22 protein-coding genes are annotated in these 24,771 nt (G+C 67.5%); 9 read left to right on the top strand and 13 right to left on the bottom strand.

Translation table 11 applies throughout. The features are described from left to right. The first annotated feature begins 77 nt into the window (after window positions 1-77). Window positions 78-1,226, top strand: coding sequence for an amidohydrolase (locus tag J1C47_RS15095; RefSeq protein WP_207351608.1), 1,149 nt, complete (start codon window positions 78-80; stop codon window positions 1,224-1,226). A 298-nt stretch (window positions 1,227-1,524) separates the two neighbouring features. Here J1C47_RS15095 and J1C47_RS15090 read toward each other — a convergent pair whose 3' ends face one another. After that, complete coding sequence (locus J1C47_RS15090; RefSeq protein WP_207351607.1) at window positions 1,525-3,477, bottom strand: acetoacetate--CoA ligase; 1,953 nt, start codon at window positions 3,475-3,477, stop codon at window positions 1,525-1,527. Window positions 3,478-3,654: 177 nt separating this feature from the next. Between J1C47_RS15090 and J1C47_RS24130 the strand changes: the two genes are divergently transcribed. Together J1C47_RS24130 and J1C47_RS15080 are read left to right on the top strand one after the other, a co-directional pair. Further along, window positions 3,655-5,571 carry an AsmA-like C-terminal region-containing protein gene (locus J1C47_RS24130; protein WP_207351606.1) on the top strand — a complete coding sequence of 639 codons (1,917 nt, stop codon included), beginning with the start codon at window positions 3,655-3,657 and terminating at the stop codon, window positions 5,569-5,571. 106 nt (window positions 5,572-5,677) lie between these two features. Continuing rightward, window positions 5,678-7,012: a hypothetical protein gene (locus J1C47_RS15080; protein WP_207351605.1), complete on the top strand. Its 1,335-nt coding sequence runs from the start codon at window positions 5,678-5,680 to the stop codon at window positions 7,010-7,012. A gap of 60 nt (window positions 7,013-7,072) precedes the next feature. On the opposite strand, the gene J1C47_RS15075 is transcribed toward J1C47_RS15080, so the two are convergent. The 7 genes from J1C47_RS15075 to J1C47_RS15045 all read right to left on the bottom strand — a co-directional run bounded on the left by J1C47_RS15075 (window position 7,073) and on the right by J1C47_RS15045 (window position 14,235). Continuing rightward, window positions 7,073-7,891, bottom strand: a complete 819-nt coding sequence (locus J1C47_RS15075) for an ABC transporter permease (RefSeq protein WP_207351604.1) — start codon at window positions 7,889-7,891, stop codon at window positions 7,073-7,075. Further along, entirely contained in the window at window positions 7,891-8,850 is a 960-nt protein-coding gene (locus J1C47_RS15070) for an ABC transporter permease subunit (RefSeq protein ID WP_207351603.1), read from the bottom strand. The genes J1C47_RS15075 and J1C47_RS15070 overlap by 1 nt, the downstream gene beginning before the upstream one ends. Window positions 8,851-8,859: 9 nt before the next feature. After that, window positions 8,860-9,996 (bottom strand): ABC transporter ATP-binding protein, encoded by a 1,137-nt coding sequence (locus tag J1C47_RS15065; RefSeq protein ID WP_207351602.1) that lies wholly within the window; start codon window positions 9,994-9,996, stop codon window positions 8,860-8,862. 67 nt (window positions 9,997-10,063) lie between these two features. Continuing rightward, window positions 10,064-11,173: a polyamine ABC transporter substrate-binding protein gene (locus tag J1C47_RS15060; protein WP_425354566.1), complete on the bottom strand. Its 1,110-nt coding sequence runs from the start codon at window positions 11,171-11,173 to the stop codon at window positions 10,064-10,066. Between the two features lie 148 nt (window positions 11,174-11,321). Then, entirely contained in the window at window positions 11,322-11,864 is a 543-nt protein-coding gene (locus tag J1C47_RS15055) for a GNAT family N-acetyltransferase (protein ID WP_207351601.1), read from the bottom strand. Window position 11,865: 1 nt separating this feature from the next. Beyond that, window positions 11,866-12,660, bottom strand: coding sequence for an aspartyl/asparaginyl beta-hydroxylase domain-containing protein (locus tag J1C47_RS15050; protein WP_207351600.1), 795 nt, complete (start codon window positions 12,658-12,660; stop codon window positions 11,866-11,868). Window positions 12,661-12,813: 153 nt separating this feature from the next. After that, complete coding sequence (locus tag J1C47_RS15045) at window positions 12,814-14,235, bottom strand: helix-turn-helix domain-containing protein (RefSeq protein WP_207351599.1); 1,422 nt, start codon at window positions 14,233-14,235, stop codon at window positions 12,814-12,816. 634 nt (window positions 14,236-14,869) lie between these two features. Between J1C47_RS15045 and aceA the strand changes: the two genes are divergently transcribed. Further along, window positions 14,870-16,177, top strand: a complete 1,308-nt coding sequence (gene aceA, locus J1C47_RS15040) for an isocitrate lyase (RefSeq protein ID WP_207351598.1) — start codon at window positions 14,870-14,872, stop codon at window positions 16,175-16,177. 237 nt (window positions 16,178-16,414) lie between these two features. After that, window positions 16,415-16,675: an SMc00767 family acetate metabolism repressor gene (locus J1C47_RS15035; protein WP_207351597.1), complete on the top strand. Its 261-nt coding sequence runs from the start codon at window positions 16,415-16,417 to the stop codon at window positions 16,673-16,675. Window positions 16,676-16,851: 176 nt separating this feature from the next. Here the strand turns inward: J1C47_RS15035 and J1C47_RS15030 are convergent, their stop codons facing one another. Together J1C47_RS15030 and J1C47_RS15025 are read right to left on the bottom strand one after the other, a co-directional pair. Further along, window positions 16,852-17,202 (bottom strand): HepT-like ribonuclease domain-containing protein, encoded by a 351-nt coding sequence (locus J1C47_RS15030; RefSeq protein ID WP_207351596.1) that lies wholly within the window; start codon window positions 17,200-17,202, stop codon window positions 16,852-16,854. Further along, window positions 17,202-17,501, bottom strand: a complete 300-nt coding sequence (locus J1C47_RS15025) for a nucleotidyltransferase family protein (RefSeq protein WP_207351595.1) — start codon at window positions 17,499-17,501, stop codon at window positions 17,202-17,204. The genes J1C47_RS15030 and J1C47_RS15025 overlap by 1 nt, the downstream gene beginning before the upstream one ends. Before the next feature lie 380 nt (window positions 17,502-17,881). Here J1C47_RS15025 and J1C47_RS15020 point away from each other — a divergent pair, with 380 nt between their 5' ends. Further along, window positions 17,882-19,372 carry an SH3 domain-containing protein gene (locus tag J1C47_RS15020; RefSeq protein WP_207351594.1) on the top strand — a complete coding sequence of 497 codons (1,491 nt, stop codon included), beginning with the start codon at window positions 17,882-17,884 and terminating at the stop codon, window positions 19,370-19,372. 217 nt (window positions 19,373-19,589) lie between these two features. Here the strand turns inward: J1C47_RS15020 and irrA are convergent, their stop codons facing one another. Together irrA and J1C47_RS15010 are read right to left on the bottom strand one after the other, a co-directional pair. Further along, window positions 19,590-20,039: an iron response transcriptional regulator IrrA gene (gene irrA, locus J1C47_RS15015; protein ID WP_207351630.1), complete on the bottom strand. Its 450-nt coding sequence runs from the start codon at window positions 20,037-20,039 to the stop codon at window positions 19,590-19,592. A gap of 175 nt (window positions 20,040-20,214) precedes the next feature. Continuing rightward, window positions 20,215-20,685 (bottom strand): hypothetical protein, encoded by a 471-nt coding sequence (locus tag J1C47_RS15010; protein WP_207351593.1) that lies wholly within the window; start codon window positions 20,683-20,685, stop codon window positions 20,215-20,217. A gap of 290 nt (window positions 20,686-20,975) precedes the next feature. Between J1C47_RS15010 and fabA the strand changes: the two genes are divergently transcribed. The 3 genes from fabA to fabI all read left to right on the top strand — a co-directional run bounded on the left by fabA (window position 20,976) and on the right by fabI (window position 23,722). Beyond that, a complete protein-coding gene (fabA, locus tag J1C47_RS15005; protein WP_207351592.1) occupies window positions 20,976-21,503 on the top strand; it encodes a 3-hydroxyacyl-[acyl-carrier-protein] dehydratase FabA in 528 nt (175 codons plus the stop codon). Window positions 21,504-21,623: 120 nt separating this feature from the next. Beyond that, window positions 21,624-22,856, top strand: coding sequence for a beta-ketoacyl-ACP synthase I (fabB, locus tag J1C47_RS15000; protein WP_207351591.1), 1,233 nt, complete (start codon window positions 21,624-21,626; stop codon window positions 22,854-22,856). Window positions 22,857-22,873: 17 nt separating this feature from the next. Then, window positions 22,874-23,722 carry an enoyl-ACP reductase FabI gene (gene fabI, locus J1C47_RS14995; RefSeq protein WP_207351590.1) on the top strand — a complete coding sequence of 283 codons (849 nt, stop codon included), beginning with the start codon at window positions 22,874-22,876 and terminating at the stop codon, window positions 23,720-23,722. Window positions 23,723-23,951: 229 nt separating this feature from the next. Here fabI and J1C47_RS14990 read toward each other — a convergent pair whose 3' ends face one another. Continuing rightward, window positions 23,952-24,722, bottom strand: coding sequence for a Bax inhibitor-1/YccA family protein (locus J1C47_RS14990; protein ID WP_207351589.1), 771 nt, complete (start codon window positions 24,720-24,722; stop codon window positions 23,952-23,954). Between the last annotated feature and the right edge of the window lie 49 nt (window positions 24,723-24,771).

Genomic DNA, 24,771 nt, shown 5'->3' with positions numbered 1-24,771 from the left:
CAGCTCATGTCGAAAGCCGCGTGATCTGGTACTATGCGCACTCTGCGGCCTTCGACGCGATGAGGGCGTGACGAAGCATGGCACAGTTGGCGACGCTAGACGTGACAATGGCGGGTTGGCGCCGCGACTTGCACCGCCATCCTGAAGTCGGTTTCGAAGAGCGCCGCACTGCGGCCTTCGTCGCCGATACCCTGCGCGGCTTCGACCTGGAGGTCGTCGAAGGCATAGGCGGCACCGGTGTCGTCGGGACCTTGCGGCGCGGCACATCCAACCGTGCCATTGCGCTCCGCGCCGACATGGACGCCCTGAAAATTACCGAGGCGACTGGTGCCGAGTGGTCTTCGGTCAACCCGGGCACGATGCACGCTTGTGGTCATGACGGACACACGGCGATGCTGCTTGGGGCGGCGAAGCTTCTGGCCGAGGAAGGCGGCTTCGACGGTACGATCCGCTTTATCTTTCAGCCGGCCGAAGAATGGGGAAAAGGCGCATCGGCCATGATCGAGGCCGGGCTGATGGTCCGGTTTCCGTTCGATGAAATCTTCGGGCTGCACAATCTGCCGGGCCTGCCGGTCGGACATGTCGAGACGCGCCCCGGAGCGATCATGTCCGCGGAGGATATTTTCGAGATCGTGCTGGAGGGCAAGGGCGGACACGCCGCCCGCCCGCATTGGGGGCGTGAGGTGATGGTCCCGGCCTGCGCGCTGGTCGTGGAGTTGCAGACCATCGTCTCCCGCCGGCTGAACCCATCCGACGTGGGCGTCGTTTCCGTGACCGAGCTTCTCACCGATGGCACGCGCAACGTGCTTCCCGGCCAAGCCCGAATTCTCGGCGATGCACGCAGCTTCTCCGCCAAGGTTTCGGCGACGATCGAGGACGAGATGCGTCGTATGGCGTCGGGCATTGCCACTTTGCACGGTATCGCTGCACGGGTGAGCTATTCCCGCGAGTTCGTTCCGCTCGTAAACGACGCCGAACTGACCTCAGCCTTTGCCACCGTCGCGCATTCGGTCTCCGGCCACGTCAATGCGGCAGCGGACCCCATGACCGCCTCTGAAGACTTTGCGCGCTTCCTCGACCATGTGCCCGGATGCTTTGCGTTTATCGGCAACGGCGAGACCTCCGCGCCGCTTCATAACCCGGCGTTCGATTTCAACGATGCAGCGCTGTTGCACGGTGCCCACCTGCATGTCGCGATTGCCAGAGACCGGCTGCCGGCTCACTGAGCTCTGATCCGCTTCGGGCGCTATTGCGGTCAATCAGATCAAGCGACAGAAGGCCTGCTTACCGGCGAACGGCCTGTGAAAACCGTCCGGCTGAAACGCACCCCGACTGTCCTTCCATATCCATCCCGGCTTTCGCCGATCGCCGTCCGGCATCTTTCACGATGCGGCCCGAACGATCCGCACGGGCTGGCCACAGCGTCCGGCGCGGCCGGGAAGCGATGCCGGCGCAAGGTTTCGGGGCCGGAACGCTTCGGTCATGCCTTTTCGGGAGCCAAAGGGATCCATCGCAGAACGCCCCTCAACTCCTCAGTTCCCCCCGCCCCTCGAACTCCGTCAGCGCTTGCGGGTTGGCCAGCGCCTCCTTGTTCTTCACCGGACGGCCTTCGACCACCTCGCGCACGGCGAGTTCGGTGATCTTGCCGCTCTTGGTGCGCGGGATGTCCTTCACCGCGAGGATCTTCGCCGGCACGTGGCGCGGCGAGGCACCGCTGCGGATGGCGTCCTTGAGGCGTTTGACGAGGTCGTCGGTGAGGTCGTGGCCGTCCGCGAGGCGGACGAAGAGGACGACGCGCACGTCGCCCTCCCAGCTCTGGCCGATGCAGATGGCCTCAGTGACTTCCTCGAACTGCTCGACGATGTTGTAGATCTCCGCCGTGCCGATCCGCACGCCCTGCGGGTTCAAGGTCGCGTCGGAGCGGCCGTGGATGATCATGCCGCCATGGCGCGTCCATTCGGCAAAGTCGCCATGCGCCCAGACGCCGGGAAAGGTCTCGAAATAGGCGGCCGTGTAGCGCTCGCCGCCCGGATCGTTCCAGAATTCGATCGGCATCGAGGGGAACGCCTTCGTGCAGACGAGATCGCCCTTCTCGCCCTTGAGCGGCCTGCCCTCCGGGTCGAAGACGTCGACCGCCATGCCGAGGCCCGGCCCCTGGATCTCGCCCTCGTAGACCGGCAGGATCGGCACGCCGAGGACGAAGCAGGAGACGATGTCGGTGCCGCCGGAGATCGAGGCGAGATGGACGTCCGCCTTCACGTCGGCATAGACAAAGGCAAAACCCTCCGGCGACAGCGGCGAGCCGGTCGAGGCGATGACCTCGACGCTCGAAAGATCGTGGGTCTCACGCGGCTTCAGACCGAACTTGCGGGCCGAATCGATGAATTTCGCGCTGGTGCCGAAGAAGGTGGCGTGCTCCGCGGCGAGGTAGTCGAAGACGATCGACTTTTGCGGATGGAAGGGCGAGCCATCGTAGAGGAGCAGCGTCGAGCCGCCGGCGAGCGCCGAGACCAGCCAGTTCCACATCATCCAGCCGCAGGTGGTGAAATAGAACACCCGCGAGCCTTCGCCGTTGCCGCTGTGGAGGAGGTGCTCCTTGCGGTGCTGGATCAGCGTGCCGCCGGCTCCGTGGACGATGCATTTCGGCACGCCCGTCGTCCCCGAGGAGAACATGATGTAGAGGGGATGGTCGAAGGCGAGGCGCTCGAACGACGGCTCCGCCGGTTCGTAGGGCGCGAGGAAGTCGTCGAGGACGACGCCGTTCGCGGCCGCCGCGGCCGCCTTTGCGCCGTCTCCCGCATAGGGAACGACGACGGTTCGCTTCGGGGCGAGCTTGTGGCTGATCGGGCCGAGCTTGTCGGCGATGTCGATCGCCTTGCCGGCGTAGAAGTAGCCGTCGCAGGCGACGAAGAGCTTCGGCTCGATCTGGCCGAAACGGTCGAGCACGCCGCGCTCGCCGAAATCCGGCGAACAGGACGAGAAGACCGCGCCGAGCGAGGATGCCGCCAGCATCACCGCCACGGTCTCGGCCATGTTCGGCATCATCGCCGCGACGCGGTCGCCGACGCCGATTCCCTCCGCCCGGAAGGCCTGCTGCAGCCGCGAGACGAGGGCGCGCAGTTCGTCCCAGCTCCAGCGACGGGACACCTTGTCCTCGCCGCGGAACACAATGGCGTCGCCCGCCCCGCGCAGCGCCAGGAGGTTTTCGGCAAAGTTCAGCCGTGCCTCGGGGAAGAACCGGTCCTCGCGCATCGAGGCGCCCTCGACCAGCGGCCGGCCGCCCTTCTCGCCGACGATGCCGGAAAAATCCCAGACCAGCGACCAGAAGGCGCCGCGCTCCTCCACCGACCACCGGTGCAGCGCGGCATAACCGTCGAAGCTATGGCCGGCGACCTCTTCCGCCGCCCGCAGGAACGCCGTCATCGGATGGGCTTTTATCCGCGCCGCAGAAGGTGTCCACAACGGATTGTCGCTCATCTTCGATCGCCTCCGGTACCGCCTTGCTGGTGCCATACCCATGTAACAAAGGCAACGAAGCCGTCGATGCCCGGCCGCCCCCACGGCGACCCACGTCAAATCCGTCGAAGGCGACTATCGCAAGGCGCGCCGGGCGGGTAGCCAGGGCCGTCCGACACGGAGAGGGGATCGAACGGCGTGCGAACCCAATGGCCCGCACTGAGAGGCCGGCTGGCGCAGCGCTTGCGGCACGGGGGCCGGCACAGGCGACGCTGGCTTGCCCTCGGCATCGCCGCGGCGCTGGCGCTCATCGTCGTCTTCGCGGCGGTCCTGCCGGGCCTCGCCCTCGGCTCCGACCGGGCCCGGGCGCTCGTCGTCGAGCGGCTGGAGAACCTGACGGGACGCAACGTCTCGATCGACGGGCGGATCGACTTCGCGATCCTGCCGCGGGCGCGGCTCAGCCTCGAACACGTGCGGCTCGGCGACGACGACCTCACCGTCGACACGCTGGTCGCCAATTTCAGCCTGTTCGACGTGATCTCCGGCAAGGGCGACATTTCCCGGCTGGTGCTGGTGCGGCCGGAATGGCGCTCGGCGCACGCGCCCGCAGCTTCCGGCGAGGCGGCGACCGCGGCGGCGGTCGCCGGGCTTTCGACGCCGGGCACCGGCAGCGGCCTCCTCCTCGGCCTGCGCTCGCTGCTGCCGCGGCTCGGCGGCATCCACCAGATCGAAATCCGCGACGGCCTGTTCCGGCCGGCCGGCCCGGGCTTTGCCGGCCCACGCGGCGTCAGCAACGCCAATCTCGAAATCGGCCAGTCGGGCTCCGGCGACACGTTGCGGCTTTCCGGCGGCTTCGTCTGGAACGGCCAGCCGACGACGGTCGATCTCGAAGTCTCCAGCGACCGGCCGCTGCGGGAGGGCGGCGCCGGCAATCTCGACTTCCGCGTCGATTCGCCCGCCCTCAGCGCCGACTTTTCCGGCACCGTGGCGATCGCCGACTTCCGCGAGGCGGCGGGGCGCCTGCGCATCGACACCCAGTCCTTCACCCGGGGCATCGAGTGGCTGTTCGCGCCGAAGACGCGGGTGCCCGAACTCGGCGCGATCACGCTGGCCGGCGACCTGTCGCTCTCCGGCGACAATGCCGAGCTGCGCCAGGCCGATCTCAGGATCGCCGGCTCCGAGGGGCATGGCGCCATGGAGGCCCGCTTCGACGGGGCGCTGCCGGTGGTCGGCGGCACGCTCGCCTTCAACGAGCTCAATCTCACCCCCGTCGCCCGGTCGATCGCGCCCTATCCGCGCAATCCGTTCGACTTCGAGCGACCGCTCGGCGTCGAGTTCGCCAATCTCCTGCAGATGGAGATCCGGCTGTCGGCGAGCGATCTCGTGCTCGGCACGATCCCGTTCCGGGACGTCGCGGCGGTGATCAGCGCCGGCGGCGGCGTCGCCAAGCTCGACGTCGGCGACGCGACCTTCTTCGGCGGGCGGGGCCAGGCGGCGCTGACCGTCGACGGCACCGCGGCCGAACCGCAGGTCAGCGGCTGGGTCAGCGCCAGCGGCATCGACACGGCGAGCCTGATGAACGGCCTCGCGATCCAGTCAATCGGCCTCACGGGCACCTCGGCCGTCAGGGCGAAGATCGCGACGCCGGCCGAGAACTGGCGCTCGATCCTGTCCAACCTCGCGGTCAGTGCCCGCTTCAGCACGTCGGGCGGCGCGCTGTCGGGCTTCGACCCGACGGTCTTCGCCGAGCCTGGCGCACGGCCGCTCGCGGCGGGAACGCACGGCGGCACGATCCCCTTCGACGCGCTCGAGGCGAAACTGGAACTCGTCGGGACGACGATCGATCTCGACCAGATGACGCTGCGCAACGAAGCCGGAACGCTGACCGCCAGCGGCCGCTATTTTGCCAAGAACAACGTCGTCGCCGTGAAGGGGACGTTCGCGCCCAAGACCGTCACCCCGGCATCGGCGGAAACGCCCACGGCGGCTGCCGTCACGGCGGCGGGCGGCGGCGCAGCAGAGGCGGGGAGCGGAGGGACGACCGGCGTTTCCTTCGTCATGGCCGGCCAATGGCCGGATCCATCCGTCACCACGACCCCGCTTCCCGACCAGTGATCGCCTCTCGCCGGGCCCGCCGCGACACGCCGGGCTCCGGCCGGTCTCGGTTCGCTCAAGCTCCGGGGCGCAGAGTCGCCGCGATCGTCAGAGGATCCTCCCCGTCATGACCAACACGAAACGAACGTCGCCCATGTTCTGCGCCGGACATCACGCCCATTCGGACGATCCCGATCGAAACGCCCGCGGCGGGGCCGGAGGCGTGCCGCGCGTCCGACCCGCGCTCCTCGCCCTCGCGCTCGCCTCGCTGTTTGCGGGCTCGCAGCCGGGCGCGGCGCAGTCGGTCGTCCATCTCGGCGGGTCCGACACGGCTCGCCCGGCGGCGACGGGCACGGGCGCCGGCTGCGACGTCGACGGCTATCACGCCGCCCTCGGCAAGATCCGCTCCGAGCAATATGCCGCGATCAAGACCGCGAAGGATACCGCGCTGCAGCCGGACGAGACCCTGCCCGGCCGGCTGATCTACACGCCGATCGTCCCGCCGCGCAGCACCGAGGGCCGCAAGGCGCTGATGGCCGCCAGCCAGCTGGCACGCATGCGCAACCGCCCGGCCTGGACGGCGAGCACCGACGCCCGCTGGGTCATGGGCGAGGTGTCGAACGAGCTCGGCCGCTATCTCGGCCAGGAGAAGACGGCCTATCTCTGCTACGGCGTCCCGGACTACATGAAGACCATGCGCGGCTATCTCGCCCGCGCCGGCGGCGACGTCGCGTCGCTCGACGCGCTGAAATCCGCCGAGGCCGACATCGCCTCGAAGACCATCCTCGCGACGCTTTCCGCGCTCCGTCCTGTGCCGCTGCCGACGCCCGCGCCGACCGACCATGGCATGGCGGCCGGACAGGGCGACCTGCGGCCGGCCGTCGGCACCGGCGCAAGCGCCGAGGCCGCCCCGGCGAGCGCCGGGCCCGGCGACGGCACCCCATCCGCGGAGACCGGCGCCACGGCGGCTGAAACGCCCGTCACCGCGAGCGCCGCCTCCGGGACGGACGCCGACGTCGGGGGCGACCTCGCGCCGCTGACCGAGCCGACGCCGATCCCGCTCGCGAGCGACGACGACCGCCTCGCCGCGCTCGACAGGCTCGTCGACGCCGCGAGGCGCAGCGGCGCCCTGCCCGAAGACGACGCCGCCCCGGCCGGCCCCGGCACCACGGCGTCCCTCGACGCGGCAGGCGCGCCGACCGCCAACGACGCCTCCCCTGCGAGCCGGCCGGTGCTGGCCCGGCTGCAGGCGCTGCGGCCGCTCGTCTACGGCTCGCAGTCGCCGATCAGCGACGTCGCGGTGCGCCGCCGCCTGATCGACGGCTTCTCCGCCATCGAGATCGTCGACTATCTCGACCATCGACCGGCGGAGAGCGCCGATTCGGTGCCCGCGGCGATCGGCCGGACGCTCGACGCCATCGAGGCGGCGCACGCCGCAACCTGCGGCTGCGGCGGCAACTGACGCGGCGGTCGGCGGCACCGCCGGCCTTTCGTCATACGGTCCTCGTTCGCATCGTCGGGGTCAGGCCCCGGCGGCGAGGCGCTCGTCGCGGGCCTGGCGCACCAGCCGCCGCTTGTTCAGCAGCGTCGTGACCACCACCCCGGTCGCGACGATGGCGATGAGGATGGTGCACACGGCGTTGATCTCCGGCGTCACGCCGAGCCGCACCTGGCTGTAGATCTTCATCGGCAGCGTCGTCGCCCCGGGACCGGTGGTGAAGGAGGCGATGACGAGGTCGTCCAGCGAGAGGGTGAAGGCGAGCATCCAGCCGGCGGCGACGGCGGGCCAGATCAGCGGCAGCGTGACCTGGAAGAGCGTGACGGTCGGCGTCGCGCCGAGGTCCATCGCGGCATCCTCGAGCGACCGGTCGAAGGTCAGGAGCCGCGACTGCACCACCACGGTGACGAAGCACATGGTAAAGCTGATATGGGCGAGCGTCACCGTCCAGAAGCCGCGGTCCATGTCGATGGCGACGAAGAACAGGAGCAGCGACAGGCCGGTGATCACCTCCGGCATGACCAGCGGCGCATAGACCATCCCGGTCATCAGCGTGCGGCCGAAGAAGCGCCGGTAGCGCGACAGGGCGATCGCCGCCATGGTGCCGAGGAGCGTCGCGACGCTCGCCGACAAGAGCCCGACCCGCAGCGTCACCCAGGCCGCCTCCATCAGGCCGCGATTGTGCCAGAGCTCGCGGTACCAGACCGTCGAAAAGCCCGCCCAGACGGTGACGAGCTTCGAGGCGTTGAAGGAATAGACGACGAGGGTGAGGATCGGCAGGTAGAGGAAGGCGAAGCCGAAGACCAGCGAGACGACGTTGAATTTCGAGATCCGCCCGGTCATCAGCCCGCCCTCGCCTGCTGGCGCTGGAAGATCACGATCGGCACGACGAGGATCGCGACGAGCACGACCGCGACCGCAGAGGCGACCGGCCAGTCGCGATTGGTGAAGAACTCCAGCCAGACCGTCTTGCCGATCATCAGGGTGCGCGAGCCGCCGAGGAGATCGGGGATCACGAACTCGCCGGCGGCCGGAATGAATACCAGGAAGCAGCCGGCGACGACGCCCCGCAGCGACAGCGGGAAGGTGATCGTCCAGAACGCCTTCAAGGGCGGCGAGCCGAGATCCGCCGCCGCCTCGATGAGGCTGTGGTCCATGCGGTCGAGGCCGGCATAGATCGGCAGCGTCATGAAGGGCAGGTAGGAATAGACGATGCCGATGAAGATCGCGACGGGCGTGTTGAGGATGACCAGCGGATCGTGGATCACGCCGATCGACATCAGCAGCTGGTTGAGCAGCCCTTCCGGCTTGAGGATGGCGATCCAGGCGTAGACGCGGATCAGGAAGCTCGTCCAGAACGGCAGGATCACCAGCATCAGCAGCGTCGTGCGCCATGCCGGCGGCGCCTTGGACATGCCGTAGGCCAGCGGGTAGGCGATGAGCAGCGTCAGCAGCGTCGACGCCGCGGCGATCGCCAGGCTGAGGACGTAGGCGTTGAAATACAGTTCGTCGCCGGCGATCCAGAGATAGTTGTCGAAGGAGAGCTGCTGCAGCGCGCTCCACCAGGTCGACGGGTCGCCGAAGGTCGGGCGATAGGGGGGCATCGCCACGGCGGTCTGCGACAGCGAGATCTTGATGACGATGAGGAACGGGACGAGGAACAGACCGACGAGCCAGAGATAGGGCACGGCGATGACCACCGGGCGGAACAGCCCGCGCGAGGCCGGGCGCCGCGCAGCCCGGACTTCCGCATCGCCCTGCCGGCCGCTGCCGATCTCCGTCTTTCGGCCGGGCTCGCCCATCCGTCGCCCCTACTGCGTCAGGACGAGGCCGGCGTCCTCGTCGAACTGGACGAAGGCCCGGTCGTGCCAGGTGAGCTGCAGGGCGCCCTGCCGGGTGGCGTTGACCATCGACACCTTGACGGTCGCGCCGTTGTCGAGCCGGACGTGGAAGGCGGTCACCGGGCCGAAATAGGCGATGTCCCAGACCTCGCCCGCCATGGCGTTCGGGCCCGGGATCGGATCGGCGGCGATCTTCAGCTTTTCCGGCCGCAGCACGTAGGAGACCTTCTGGGACGTCCCGAGCTTCGCCTCGCTGACCACCGCGATCGTCAGGCCGGCATCCGTCTCGATGACGGCCCGGTCGCCCTCGACCGAGCGCACCGTCCCTTCGAAGAGATTCACGTTCCCGACGAAATCGGCGACGAAGCGCGAATTCGGTGCCTCGTAGATTTCCGCCGGCGTCGCCACCTGCATGATCCGCCCCCGGTCCATGACGGCGATCCGGTCGGCCAGCGTCATCGCCTCCTCCTGGTCGTGGGTGACCATGATGAAGGTGATGCCGAGCTGGTGCTGCAGGTCGGCGAGCTCGAACTGCGTCTCTTCCCGCAGCTTCTTGTCGAGCGCGCCGAGCGGCTCGTCGAGGAGCAGCACCTTGGGGCGCTTGGCGAGCGAGCGGGCGAGCGCGACGCGCTGGCGCTGCCCGCCGGAAAGCTGGTCGGGCTTGCGCCGCGCATAGTCCTCGAGCTTGACGAGCTTCAGGACCTGCCCGACCCGGTCGGCGATCTCGCTCCTCGCCATCCCCTCCTGGCGCAGGCCGAAGGCGATGTTCTTCTCGACGCTCATATGCGGAAACAGCGCGTAGGACTGGAACATCATGTTGACCGGCCGCCGGTAGGGCGGGATGCCCGACAGATCCTCGCCGTCGAGGACGATGCGGCCCTTCGTCGGCGTCTCGAAGCCGGCGAGCATGCGCAGAAGCGTCGACTTGCCGCAGCCCGATCCGCCGAGGAGGGCGAAGAACTCCTTCTCGAAGACGTCGAGGCTGAGATCGTCGACCGCCTCGAAGTCGCCGAACCGTTTGGTGACGCCTTCGAAGCGGATGAACGGCGCCGCCCCCCGGTCCAGCCAGGGAGCGAAATCACGACGGATGCTGCCCAGGGATTTCATGGCGCAGACAGCGCCTTCGGCCGCATACTCGACATTGCGGCCCAGCTCACACGATGCATGTGCCTCCCTACTGCCCCGTCACGATGCTCGTCCACAAACGGGTCTGCATGCGTTGCGCCTTCGGTCCCTTCGGCAGGATCGCAGTGAGCCGCTTCTGCGTTTCGGCCGGCGGGTAGACGCCCGGATCGTTCAGGATGTCCTCCTTCACGAATTCCTTCGCCGCGAGATTCCCGCTCGCATAATTCACCACATTCGAGGCTTTGGCGATCACCTCCGGGCGCATCAGGTAGTTCATAAATTCGTGCGCCGCTTCCGGATGCGGCGCATCGGCCGGGATCGCCATGTTGTCGAGCCAGATCACCGCGCCTTCGCGGGGGATGACGTAGCGGATCTCGACCCCTTGCCCCGCCTCCTCGGCCCGGTCGCGCGCCTGCAGCATGTCGCCCGACCAGCCGTGCGCCATGCAGATGTCGCCGTTGGCGAGCGCCTGGATGTTCTCGGAGGAATGGAACTTGCGGATATAGGGCCGGATCTTCAGCAGAAGCTCCTTCACCTTGTCGAGATCCGCCGGATCGTCGGAGTTCGGATCGAGGCCGAGATAGATCAGCGCCGCCGGCACCACTTCGTCCGCCGTGTCGAGCACGTAGATGCCGCAGTCGGCGAGCTTGGCCGCCAGCTTCGGATCGAACAGGAGCGCCCAGGTGTCGAGCGTCTGGTCGTCGCCGAGGCGCTTCTTCACCTCCTTGACGTTCAGGCCGAGCCCGGTCGTGCCCCACATGTAGTTGATGGCGTACTGGTTGCCGGGATCGTAGACGGCGAGCCGCGCCATGATCTCCGGATCCATGTTCTTCAGGTTCGGCAGCTTCGACTTGTCGAGCGCCTGGAACACCCCGGCATTGATCTGCCGGGCGAGGAAGCTGCCGGTCGGGACGACGACGTCGTAGCCGGTACCGCCGGTGAGCAGCTTGGTCTCCACGAGTTCGTTGGAATCGAACACGTCGTAGACCACCTTGATGCCGGTCTCCTTGGTGAAGTCCGTCAGGATCGATTCGTCGATGTAGTCGGACCAGTTGTAGACGTTGACGACCTTGTCCTCCGCCAGCGCCCCGCCGGCATGGAGGAGCGGGGCGACGAGACCGACGCTCGCCGCAAGCCGCACCAGAAAATGCTTCATCATCGGAACACCCCTTCCCGCATTTCGACCGCTTGCCGCATGCGGTGCCGCGCCAGCCGCAGGCGCGTCACCGCGGCCGCAACCATAGCGGCAACGCTCGCGGGATTCCTAGCCCGTCGACGCCGGGAAATGAAACAATGCCCCGCCCTGCTCAATCCGGCGTCAGGCGGACCATGAAGCGGGCGTCCGGGCCGTAGCCGGACAGCGCGTGCGGCGCGACGTTTCCCGAAGCATCGGCAAAGCCGAAGCGCCGCCAGAACGGCGCCGTGCCGTAGACGGAAACGAGGCAGATGCGGGGAAAATCCGCCGCGGCGTCGATCAGCCGCGCGACGACCGTCTCGGCGTGGCGGCGGCCGCGATGTTCCGGCGCCACCGCGACGTCGTGCAGATAGAAGGCGTCGGCGTCGCGGGCGATGGCACCGAGCAGCGTGTTCAGCTTCGGCGGCTCGGGAAAGCGGATCGGATGGGCGATCGCGTAGCCGGCGAGGCCGCCTTCCGCCGAAAGCACGAAGCAGCCGGCGGGAAACAGCGACAGCCGCTCTTCGAAGACGGCGGCATCCTCGGGCAGGCCGGGGTGGATGCGGCCGGCGAGACGGCAGAGGTCGGAGAGGTCGTCGGCCGTCATCTTCCGCCAAGCTGCGGCCTGAGGGCCGGGCGGATGGCGGAGGAGACCGCCGGCGCCCTCGCCCGCCATGTCAGCGGTGCTTCTGTCCCTCGCCGTAGAACAGCGTCTCCCACTTCTTGTGGGCCTTGTAGCCCTCACGGATGAAAGGCGTGAACACCGCCATGTTGAGGACGGCCTTGTTGGTCATCTTTGCGGGGAAGTTCAGAGGCTTCTCGAAGTCGACGAACAGCACCACCCGCACCTTGTCGGAGTGGTTCCAGGCCTCGTGTTCATAGGCGTCGTCGAAGATCAGCGCCTTGCCTTCCTGCCAGTGGCAGACCTGGTCGTCGACCCTGATCGCGATCTTCTCCGGCTCGTCCGGCACGATCAGGCCGAGATGGAAGCGCAGGACGCCGTTATAGGGGCCGCGGTGCGGCGGCAGGTGCTTGCCTGGCTCGAAGATCGAGAACATCGCCGACTTGAGGCCGGGAATCTTCTGCAGGATGCGCCAGGTCTCCGGGCACTGGGCGATGGCGTTCTCGGAGGTGATGCCGTAGCCGCAGAGGAAGAAGGTTTTCCAGTTCTTGTCGGAGGAGATCGAGCGCACCTCCGAGGAAATCTCGTGGAAGGCCGGCAGTTCGCCCTTGCGCACCAGCACCTTGTCGAGCTCGGCACGGATCAGCTGCCATTCGCTCTCGACCTCCCGGGCCCAGGGGAAGGCGTCTGTCTCGAAGACCGGCGGGTTGCCGACGGCCGAATATTTCAGGTTCAGCGCCTCGGCGCCGTCGACCATCTTCTGGACCGCGCGGGCCGCGAGCCCGGGCCGGGTCATCGTGTCTTCCAGACCGGTCGTCTTGAGTTTCTGCTGACTGACGCTCTTGTCCATGGTTCTACGCTTCGCTTTCACCGTTGCGTCCGGCCCGCCGCCTGGAGACTGCGGCGGCGGGGGCGGTAAACCCCCGCGCCGAGTGTCCATGACGGTTCGGTGACGGGTAAAATCCCGCGATCGGACGGCTCTCCCGCCGATTTGGACCTCGCCTCATTGGAAGTCAAACGCCGACAGCCCAGTGACCATCTCGTCGAGGCCGAGCGGCCGGGTCAGCGGCGGCTCGGCCCTCGCGAGGCAGCCCTGGCGCTCGCACAGCCGGCAGGCGGGCCCGATTTTCAGAGAGGTCGACCGCTCGCCGAGATGCCGGCCGTAGACCGTCTCGTCCTTGAAGCCGAGATCGCAGCCGATGAGGATGGCGGTGCGGCGCGGCCGCTCTTCGAACCCCCCCGTCAGCCCCTCGAGCGTCCGGGCGACGAGCAGGAACTCGGCGCCGTCCGGCATCTCGGCCCGTTCGACGATGATCTGGCCGGGCTGGGCGAAAGCAGCATGGATCGGCAGCTTCGGACAGCCGCCGCCGAATCGCTGCACCGGGAAGCCCCGCGCCCCGGCCCGGCGGAAGCGGTTGCCGGCATTGTCGACCTCCAGCATGAAGAACGGCACGCCCGGCGCACCCTGCCGCTGCAGCATGGTCAGCCGGTTCGCCGCCTGCTCGAAGGACACCTGGAACCGCGCCTTGAGCACGTCGACGTCGTAGGCGGCGCGCTCGGCAGCCGTCTGGAAGGCGCCGTAGGGCATCATCAGCGCATGGGCGGCGTAGCGCACGATCTCGAAGCGGGCGAGCCGCCGCGCCTCGTCGCTGGCGAAGCCGAAGGTTCGCGCCTCGGCCTCGATCACGTCGGAAAACACCAGCTGGCAGACCTCCATCGCGGTCTCGCGCATCCTGTCGGCGATCGACAGCCGCTCGGAGAGGAACAGCCGCCGCGAATGCCGGTCGAAGCGCCGGCGCCAGAGCGGCATGGTCGCGACCGGCAGGATGCGCACCGAGATCTCGTGTTCCTTGCGCAGGAAGGCCCGCATGGCGCCGAAGAGATCGTCCCCGGGCGCGAGCCGTGCATGCAGCGCCTCGGCCGCCGTTTCGATGGCGGCGAAGAAGTTCGGCCGGTTCTCGAACACCTCGTGGACTTCGTCGATCGGCAGGCGGGTGCCGGCCGAGCCGAGGATGCGCCCCTCGCGGGCGAGAAGCTGCGAAAGATCGGAAAGCCGCGCCTGCTGCTCGCGATAGGCCCGGTAGAGCTTGGCAACACCCGCGGCGGCGTTCGGCGCCGCGTCGGCGAGCTCGACGAGTTCCTGGTCGCCCGGCAGTTCGCCGGCAAGGAGCGGATCGGAGAAGATCGCCTTCAGCTCGGTGAAGACGCCCTCCTGCCGCCCGGTCTCCAGGTCGGCGAGATCGACCTTGTAGGTCTGGGAGAGCTTGAGGATGAGCTGCACCGTCAGCGGACGCTGGTTGCGCTCGATGAGGTTGAGATAGGACGGCGAGATGCCGAGTTCCTCGGCCATCGCGGTCTGGGTCAGGCCGAGCCCGTTGCGGATGCGGCGGATGCGCGGCCCGGCGAAGATCTTGTTCTCGGCCATCGCGCGGGCTCAGCCCGCCAGCCGGCGGATGCCGGCGCGACACGAGACGCGGCCGGCCGTCCCCGGCCGCCAAGGCGCCGGCGATTCCTGCCTCAGGCGGTCAGCCGCGGGCCGGACTTGCGTGCACATGCGGGCCCCGGCCCGCGCATGTAGTGACGCTCCGGCCGGTAGCTCGGCCGGATGAATTCGACGACGGTTCGGATCATCAACGTGATGAGATTCGTGCCTGACATGACACCCTCGAAAGCCCGGTTCCTCTTCCCCCCAGTGGAACCACCAGACTAATGTCCGAAGCTTGATAAATTGCGAATGAATTGAGGCGGTTAGGCACATATCCATACCATCGGTCGGGCTGATTTCAGGCAGATCTCGCGGCATTGGGCGAATCCCGGCGCCCTGCGGCATCGGCGCCACAACGGGCTAGGTCGCCGACACACCTGCGCAAACGCACTTTTACTGATTTGACAATTTTACTGCCTGGGCTTGTCAAAGCAAGACAAGGCAACGCGATTTCCGCGGCTCGACGGTGCGAATCGCCTTCGCATCCCTGCAAGTCCATGACAGATAAGTCGGCAAGCGATCCGGCAACGCATGAGAGCGGGGTCGCGGACACCGCATCCGTGGAGGGTTGGCAATGACCGATTTTTACAATCTCGTTCCTTCGGCGCCCGAGGGCCGCTTCGACGACACCGACCGCCCCTACGGCGTCGAGGACGTGAAACGCCTGCGCGGCTCGGTGCAGATCCGCCACACGCTCGCCGAAAACGGCGCCAACCGCCTGTGGCAGCTGATCCATTCGGAAGATTACGTCAATTCGCTCGGCGCGATGACCGGCAATCAGGCGATGCAGCAGGTCCGGGCCGGGCTGAAGGCGATCTATCTGTCGGGCTGGCAGGTCGCCGCCGATTCCAACACCGCCTCGGCGATGTATCCCGACCAGTCGCTCTATCCCGCCAATGCCGGTCCGGAGCTCTGCCGCCGCATCAACCGCACCCTGCAGCGCGCCGACCAGATCGAAACGTCGGAAGGCAACGGCCTGTCGGTCGAGACATGGTTCGCGCCGATCGTCGCCGACGCCGAGGCCGGCTTCGGCGGCCCGCTCAACGCCTTCGAACTGATGAAGGCCTATATCGAGGCGGGCGCCGCGGGCGTCCATTTCGAGGACCAGCTCGCTTCGGAGAAGAAGTGCGGCCATCTCGGCGGCAAGGTGCTGATCCCGACCCAGGCGCATATCCGCAACCTGACCGCCGCGCGACTCGCCGCCGACGTCATGGGCGTGCCGACGCTGGTGGTGGCGCGCACCGACGCCGAGGCCGCCAAGCTCCTGACCTCGGACATCGACGAGCGCGACCAGCCCTTCGTCGACTACGACGCCGGCCGCACGCCGGAGGGCTTCTACCGGGTCCGGAACGGCCTCGAGCCCTGCATCGCCCGCGCCATCGCCTATGCTCCCTATTCCGACCTCATCTGGTGCGAGACCTCGAAGCCCGACCTCGATCAGGCGCGGCGCTTCGCCGAGGCGGTGAAGAAGGAGCATCCGAACCAGCTCCTCGCCTACAACTGCTCGCCCTCCTTCAACTGGAAGAAGAACCTCGACGACGCGACGATCGCCAAGTTCCAGCGCGAACTCGGCGCGATGGGCTACAAGTTCCAGTTCATCACCCTCGCCGGCTTCCACCAGCTGAACTACGGCATGTTCAGCCTCGCCAAGGGCTACCGCGAGCGGCAGATGGCGGCCTATTCGGAGCTGCAGCAGGCCGAATTCGCGGCGGAGAGCCAGGGATTCACCGCGACGCGCCACCAGCGCGAGGTCGGCACCGGCTATTTCGACGCGGTGTCGATGGCGATCACCGGCGGCCTCTCCTCGACGACCGCCATGGGCGAATCGACCGAAAGCGCGCAGTTCCGCAAGGAAACGGCGCTTCACGTCGCCGCCGAGTAAGCCTTCCGGGCGAGCGGATCGCCCGCTGGGGCATCGGTCGGGCCACGCCGCCGTGGCCCGCCCCGGGACCGGACGGCTTTGGGAGAGCCGTCCGGTCTCCACCCGCAACCAATCGCTTCCGCCGGCTCTCCCGACCGCCGGCGGTCCCGACGTCAAGCGCCGCCCGACCGGACGGCACCGGGCAGCGGCCGCCGCAAAGCGACGCCGCCGCCGACAAAATCAAGGGAGTTCATCATCATGAGTGCAGTCGCCACCGACCATGACCGCCCGCGCACCCGCGTCAAGGAACGGGCCGAGGAGCAGGCCTCCGCCATGGACGACACGCAGCAGGCGGCCATCCGCATGCTCGCCAACGATCTTCACCGCCTCAACCAGTCGGTGATGAAGGCGGTCGAATCGGGAGTCTCGGTGGAGCTCGTCCGCTCGGCCCGCCATCACGGCGGCAACGGCAACTGGGGTGACCTGTTGATCCCGGTGGTGCTGAAGAGCGGCGACTGAGGGGGAAGGGTTGGATGAGTGGCTCGGGCCTTCGTCGACGCGACCCATCAGGCAGGCGGTACCTGAGGCTCTGAAGCACCGCTTGCCACGGCAGCTCGATTTCAAACATCGCGCCAGACCGGGAACGAGTTTTCGCCGTTAGCACTCACTGTCTCGATCCGAGGCGATGCGAATCGTCATTCGCCCAACCGTTCCATCATTCGCAGCACTGCCGGCCGCAAGGCCGGCAGATGCACGTCCAGGATCGACTGGATGTCACTCTCGTTGATCCGGTAATATTCGTGACGAAGGAAATTGCCGAGGCTGATGATTCTCTGCCATGGCACCGTGGCCTCTTGGTCCCGCAATTCGGCGGGCAACTCCTTCGCCGCTTCTGAAATGATCTGCAGCGCTCGCTCGGTGGCGCGGATGAGCAGGAAGTCGGCAAGGATCGCGTCGAATGTGAGCCCTTCGGTGTGGGCCATGATGCCGTCGATGTTTTCCAGAATGTGCCCAAGCCGGACGCGTGGGTCCTTCGCGGAGGACATTAGAAGATCCGGATAGCGCTGTTTTCAATGGAAGGCCGATAGGCTGCCACGATGCGGTCGCGAGTGCTGAAGCCTATTTCAATTCCGGGGAAAGCCTTTTCCAGTTCCTCATACGGTGCGAGGAAATCCATGATGTCTCTGTCTCCGCCATCGACGAAATCGGCGAGCAGGTCGATGTCGCTGTCCGGCCCGGCCTCGTTGCGGGCGTAGGAGCCGTAGAGATACAGCGCCGCCACCCCCAGGCTGCGCATCCGCGGCTCGATGGCTTTCAGACGGGTAAGGATCGCATCGCGGTTCATGCGCGCAGGCTACAGCATCGGCCCGAAAATCGGAATCGATTTTCGGAAAGCACGATGCGGTGATCCACTCAGTCGGACCGTACTTTGCGCGTCCGAATGGACGCGCGTCGCTCTGAGCCGATCGGCGAGCGGTGTCACAGGAAACCTTTCCCAGCGATGTCTGCGTCGTGGCGGCATCCGCAGTCGGCGCTGATAGTCCGGCCGGCACGACTTGGCCCGGCAGTTTCCGCCGGCGCCGATGCTTCCAAGCTTTACGATTGACTTGACCTCACGCTGCGTCTCAATTGGAGCGGGGCAGAGAGGATCGTGTCCGTGGCGGCGATGCCGGCGCGTCGAGCGGCCGTTACGCAGGTTCTGTCCGAATGCCCCAAGCCACTTCGATGCGCCGCCCGATCGTTCCTGCGGTCCAACTTCTTGCCGCGAGCCTCGGCCTCGTTGCGGCCGCCCTTCCTGTCCCCCCTGCCTCGGCCGCCGAAGTCACGATCCGGCCCGACCTCTTCGCCCGGGCGGTGGCGATGAAGCGGCTGTTCCCGCCGCGCTCGCTCGCCGGCACCGAAGGCATGAAACCGGAGGACGACAGCGCCTTCACCGGCCTCGCCGCATTTCCGGCCGGCACCGGCGACGGCGCCAATCCGGCGGTCATCCGGATCGAGGGCGAGATCGTCAAGGGCGACGCGGAGCGCGTGAAGCAGGCCTTGCAGGAGGGGCCGCACTATCCGCTGGTGATCTCCTTCGACAGTCCCGGCGGCGTCTTCGCCGAGGCGTTCCGCATCGCCGAGGTGCTGCGCTACGACATCGAGAGCCAGGACCCGCGCATCGCCGGACTGATCGTCCTTGCCGGCGACGAATGCCTGTCGGCCTGCGCCATCGCCTTCGCCGCTTCGGTCGACCGTGCGCATCCCGACACCGATACCCGCTTCGTCGAAAAGGGCGGCAAGCTCGGCTTCCACATGCCCTACATTCCGGAAGGCACCGACACGAGCGGCACCGGGGCGGAGCAGATGCTCGGGCTCGGCTACGACGTCGCGGCCGAGATGGTCGGCCTTCTGGAGGAGAGCGCCAACCCGCCGGGGCTCTTGTTGCGCATGCTGCGCCATCGCACGGCCTCGTCCTTCTACGTCCTTGCGGGCGACCTCGAAACCTGGCGAATGAGCTTCACGCCTGTCGCCGCAGCCGGCGACGTCAGCGAGATCGGCCTCGCCGGCCTCGACACGATCGCCGTCGGCCAGCTCTGCAACCTCGTTCTGAAAGCCGGGCCCGTCCGCATGTCGGCGGCGCAGGACGAGTTCTGCGACTTTCAGCTCGGCGCGACCGCAGCGGACGAACTCAAGGGCGGCAAGCTGATCTCGGACCTCCTGCGCGACGGTGCCCGATCCCTCAACGCCACCTGCGGCTGGTTCACCTGCCAGATGCGCACCGACGAGGCGGGCCGCGTCGGCATCTCGGTCTGGCGCGGCAGCGAGGGCTGCAAGGAGCTGGAGGATCCGTTTCCGAGCGGGATGTGCCCCGCCCCTGCCGCCGGCGTCGACACCGTCAGCAATTTCCTCCTCGCCGAGGCCTATTCCTGCCGGGACGGCAAGATCCTGCCCGCCACCTTCACGGCCGAGAGCCCGGCGAAGATCAAACGCGACGTCTATCTGCGCGACGCGCCGAGCCGCAACGGCCAGGTCGTCGCCACGCTGCGGGCGGAGAGCGAGGTCGAGGTCGGCGGCTGCCGGGTCACGACGGACGATCAGGGCGTCTGGTACGCCGTCGAGAGGGGCGGCACGCGGGGCTGGGTGTCGGCGCGGTTCGTCGGCGGCCATGCAGAACGCTTCGCCTATCGCGGCGATCGCTTCGCCATCGAGCCGGCGGCTGGCGGCGGCGACTGACCGGCCGTCGGTCCAGGCCGGGCGGGACGGACACTGCCGCGCCCGTGACCAGGAGACGGCGGCACGAATCGAGCCCGGTGCCGGTTCCCCAGAAACGCGAAATCCCGGTGGCCCTGACGGACACCGGGATCTCGATGAACTTTAAGCTCTTGGGTCGAAGACCGACCCGATCGCCTGCCGGCCGCGCGAGCGCTGCGATCAACCGGCCCGGGCGGACTCAGCCGGCCTTGGCGAACGCGACGTCCTTCTTGCGGCGCACGCGCACCACAACGTCGACATTGACGATCTCCATCCCCTCCGGCGGCTCCGGCAGCTCGTCGAGCTTCAGGGTGCCGAGCGGGATGTCGACCATCTGGTTCTCCTCCTCGAGGAAGAAGTGGTGATGGTCGGAGGTGTTGGTGTCGAAATAGGTCCGCTGTCCCTCGGCCGAGAGCGGCCGGACCAGCCCGGCATCGGTGAACTGGTGGAGGGTATTGTAGACGGTGGCGAGCGAAACGGTTTCGCCGGCCTTGTGAGCTTCCTCGTAGAGTTCCTCGGCGGAAAGATGCCGGTCACCGGCGCCGAACATGAGGTTGCAGAGCGCGACGCGCTGGCGCGTCGGCCTGAGCCCGACGGAGCGGAGGCGCTCGAACACGCAGAAACTCTGCGACCGTGTCTGCTTTTCCATTCTCGAAGATGCCATCGTCCGGAATTTCGTTCACCCGCCAGCCGAAGCTGGGGGTCATAGCTTCTCTGCCCCATAGCACAGGAGGGCAGAGCGCGCATCAAAAATTAGCGATATTCCTGACGAAATTCATCATGTTTGCCGCAGATCGCCCGCTTCCTCGTGCTCATAGCATGGATCAGCCCGGGCATCCCCCCGCCTTTGCGAGGGCGTCGAGCGCCTTGCCCGAGCCCGCCAGCGGCAGGTCGTAGCGCCCGGCCGGCGTTGCGACCTCCGCCTTGCGGCCGCGCTTCAGCGCCTCGACGAAGTCGGCCGCAGCTTGTCCCGACAGCTCCGTCGAAAGCGTCGAGCCGGCCGCGCCGCGCCGCTGGGACGGTCGGGTGCGGAATCTGCGCGCCGTCCCGTCGACGGTGACGACGACGGTGTAGCTCAGCCCGGATTCCAGCCGCACCGGAAAGCCGAAGAAGGCCAGCGACAGAGCGCCGCCGGAACAGCGAAGGGCAAGGCCGTTGAAGCCGCCGCCCGTCCAGAGGCCCGCCTGCCCCGCCTCGTAGCGCCAGCCGGCGGCCGAAGCGGCCGAGGCGGGCGCGACCGCGAGGCAGATCGCCGCAAGCGCTGCGGCTGCGGCGCGAACCGGATTGATTGGCATCGTCGCCGGCACCTTCCGAATCATGATGGCGTGCTTCGATTGTCCCGCCTCTCTGCCCCGGCGCAAGGACCCGGCCTGACGAGGCGATCTTTGAAATCCGGCAGCCGGCTCCACATCTGGACAGCGGCGAGGCGTTGCCGCATGAGGCTGGCGATCGGCCGGATGCGGCAGCAGCGCGCATGCAGGGCTCGATCGCAAGGTTTTCACGCGCGCGCCGGCCGTGCTAAGGGCGCACACGAGATCGGTCGAGAACGGCCGGCAAACACTGACAGGGCGGAAATTCGACACCGATGACAGCGCGCAAATCCTCTTTCGACTACGACGATCTCCTCGCCTGTGGTCGCGGCGAGTTGTTCGGTGCCGGCAACGCGCAGCTGCCGCTGCCGCCGATGCTGATGTTCGATCGCATTACCAGCGTCGAAGAGGCCGGCGGCGAAAACGGCAAGGGCATGATCACCGCCGAATTCGAGATCAAGCCGGACCTCTGGTTCTTCCAGTGCCACTTCCAGGGCGACCCGGTCATGCCGGGCTGCCTCGGTCTCGACGCGTTGTGGCAGCTCACCGGCTTCTTCCTCGGCTGGCTCGGCGAAATCGGCCGCGGCCGGGCGCTCGGCGTCGGCGAGGTGAAGTTTTCCGGCCAGGTCACGCCGAAGGTGAAGCTCGTCGAATACGGCGTCGAGTTCCGCCGGGTGATGCGCTCCAAGCTGAAGCTCGGCATCGCCAACGGCTGGATGAAGGCCGACGGCGAGATCATCTACCGGGCGAACGATCTGAGGGTCGGACTGTTCACCGACGGCGAGGCCGCCGCGACCGCCTGAGGCTTCCGGCGCGGGCCGGGTTTCGGCCGCCCCGCCGCAGCACGCACGAGCTCTTCCCGGACGAGACGGATCGACCATCGTTCGAGGCGCGTTTTCGCGAGACAGAAAAGGACGCACGCGATGAGACGGGTCGTCGTCACGGGCATGGGGATCGTCTCCCCCATCGGAAACGATGTCGAGGAAGTCGCCCGGTCGCTGCGGGAGGCGAAGTCGGGCATTTCCTTCGCCCCGGAATATGCCGAGCTCGGCTTCCGCAGCCATGTGCACGGCAAGCCGAGCCTCGATCCGACGACGGTCCTCGACCGCCGGGCGATGCGCTTCCACGGCGGCGGCACGGCCTGGAACCACGTCGCGATGGATCAGGCGATCGCCGATGCGGGCCTTGCCGAAGCCGACGTCTCCAACGAGCGCACCGGCATCGTGATGGGGTCGGGCGGCTCCTCGACGATCTCCATCGTCCAGGCGGCCGACATCACCCGCGAGAAGGGCCCGAAGCGGGTCGGCCCGACCATGGTGCCGAAGGCGATGGCCTCGACCGCCTCGGCAACGCTCGCCACCTGGTTCAAGATCAAAGGCGTCAACTATTCGATCTCCTCGGCATGCTCAACGTCGAGCCACTGCATCGGCAACGCCGCCGAGCAGATCCTGATGGGCAAGCAGGACGTGATGTTCGCCGGCGGCTGCGAGGATCTCAACTGGTCGCTCTCCAACCTGTTCGACGCGATGGGCGCGCTCTCCTCCGACTTCAACGACCGGCCCGAGGTGGCCTCGCGCGCCTATGACGCCGCCCGCGACGGCTTCGTGATCGCCGGCGGCGCCGGCGTGCTGGTGCTCGAGGAATACGAGCGGGCGAAGGCGCGGGGCGCGACGATCCACGCCGAGCTCGTCGGCTATGGCGCGACCTCCGACGGCGCGGACATGGTCGCCCCCTCTGGCGAGGGCGCGGTGCGCTGCATGCGCCAGGCGCTCGCCGGCTTCGACGGCAGGCGCGGCAACGCCCCGATCGACTACATCAATCCGCACGCGACCTCGACGACGGTCGGCGACCGGATGGAGATCATCGCGATCCGCGAGGTCTTCGGCGAGGCCATCCCGCCGATTTCCGGCACCAAGTCGCTGACCGGCCACAGCCAGGGCGCCACCGGCGTCCACGAGGCGATCTACTCACTCCTGATGATGCGCGACGGCTTCATCGCCGAAAGCGCCCACATCGACGAGCTCGACCCGGAATTCGAGGGCATGCCCATCGTCCGCAGCCGGAAGGACGACGTGCGCCTCGACCGGGTGCTCTCGAACTCCTTCGGCTTCGGCGGGACCAATGCCTGCCTGGTCTTCCAGCGCGTCACCGACTGAAGAAGAGAGAGACCGCCATGGGCGATCTGATGCAAGGCAAGCGCGGGCTCGTCATGGGCGTCGCAAACCACAACTCGATCGCCTGGGGCGCCGCCAAGGCGCTCGCCTCGCAGGGGGCGGAGATCGCCCTGACCTATCAGGGCGATGCCTTCGGCCGCCGGGTGAAGCCGCTCGCCGCCGAGATCGATTCGCGGCTGGTCCTGCCCTGCGACGTCGAGGATCCTGCCTCGCTCGACGCGGTCTTCGACACCCTGAAGCGTGAATGGGGCTCGATCGACTTCGTGCTGCACGCCATCGCCTTTTCCGACAAGAGCGAGCTGAAGGGCCTCTACGCCGACACCACCCGCGAGAACTTCACCCGCACGATGGTGATCTCCTGCTTCTCCTTCACCGAGGTGGCGAAGCGCGCCGCGGCGATCATGGGGAACGGCGGCTCGATGGTGACCATGACCTATGGCGGCGCCGTGCGCGTCATGCCGAACTACAACGTCATGGGCGTCGCCAAGGCGGCGCTGGAGGCCTCGGTGCGCTATCTGGCGGCCGATTTCGGGCCGCGCAACATCCGCGTCAACGCCGTTTCGGCGGGACCGGTCAGGACGCTGGCGGGCGCCGGCGTCTCGGATGCGCGGCTGATGTTCAACTACCAGCGCCGCAACGCGCCGATGCGCCGCAACACCACCATCGAGGAGGTCGGCGGCGCCGTCCTCTATCTGATGTCGGAACTCGCCAACGGCGTCACCGGCGAGATCCACTACGTCGATTCCGGCTACAACATCATGTCGATGCCGGCGCTCGACGAGTTGAAGGAGCAGGAACGCCGCAAGGTGATGGTCGAGGGCGAGGACGACGGCGAAAGCCGCGACTGAGGTCAGCCTCCGGCGTTTCGCCAGCGCGGCATCCCCTCGGGACGCCTCCGGCCCGCGGCCCTCGCCGCACGCCACCCGCCGTCCTTCTTCCCCGTCCCGCTTCAGGTGCCGTTCCGCGACAGACCGGGACCGTTCCCCGAAAGCCGCAGGGATCATCACGCTATGCGCATGAAAAAAGGGCGGCCGCGCGGCCGCCCTTTCGTCGTTTCCCGAACCTTTCGGCTTCAGCTCAGTTGCGGTTGCCGAAGAGCTGCAGGATGAACAGGAACATGTTGATGAAGTCGAGATAGAGCCGCAGCGCGCCCATCACGGCCTTGCGGCCCATGACGGCCGAGCCGTCGCCCTCGTAGTACATCTCCTTGATCTGCTGCGTATCGTAGGCGGTGAGGCCCGCGAAGACGAGCACGCCGATCACCGACACGGCGAAGGCGACGGCGCCCGAGCCGATGAAGATGTTGACGATCGAGGCGAGCACCACGCCGATCAGGCCCATGAACAGGAACGAGCCCCAGCCCGAGATGTCCCGCTTCGTCGTGTAGCCCCAGAGCGACAGCGCGCCGAAGGCCGCGGCCGTGATGAAGAACACCTGGGTGATCGATTCCTGCGTGTAGACGAGGAAGATCGTCGACAGCGACAGGCCGACCATCGCGGCATAGGCCCAGAACGTCGCCTGTGCGGCCTGAACGCTCATGCGGTGCACGCGGAACGACAGGAAGAACACCATCGCCAGCGGCGCCAGCATCAACACCCACTTCAGCGGCGACACGAAGACCGTGTAGCCGAGGTCCGTCAGGAAGAGGTCGGGGCGGACCTGGTAGGCCGTCGGCTCGGTGGTGACCGACATGGCATAGAGCGCATAGGCGGCGATGCCGGTCAGCGCGAGGCCGCCCGCCATCAGGTTGTAGACCTTCAGCATGTAGCTGCGAAGGCCCTGGTCGATGTCAGTCCGGGTACCGGCAGCGGGTACGGACCGCACGCTGGCATTCCGATAGTCAGCCATGGATCGAATTTCCTTTCTGCGTGTCCCGTCCGGTGTCCGCGCCCGGGTT

Origin of the sequence: Jiella sonneratiae, assembly GCF_017353515.1 — a bacterium.
GTDB lineage: Bacteria > Pseudomonadota > Alphaproteobacteria > Rhizobiales > Rhizobiaceae > Jiella > Jiella sonneratiae.
Note: the sequence above shows the minus strand (reverse complement) of the source record. Positions and strands in the feature narration are given on the sequence as shown.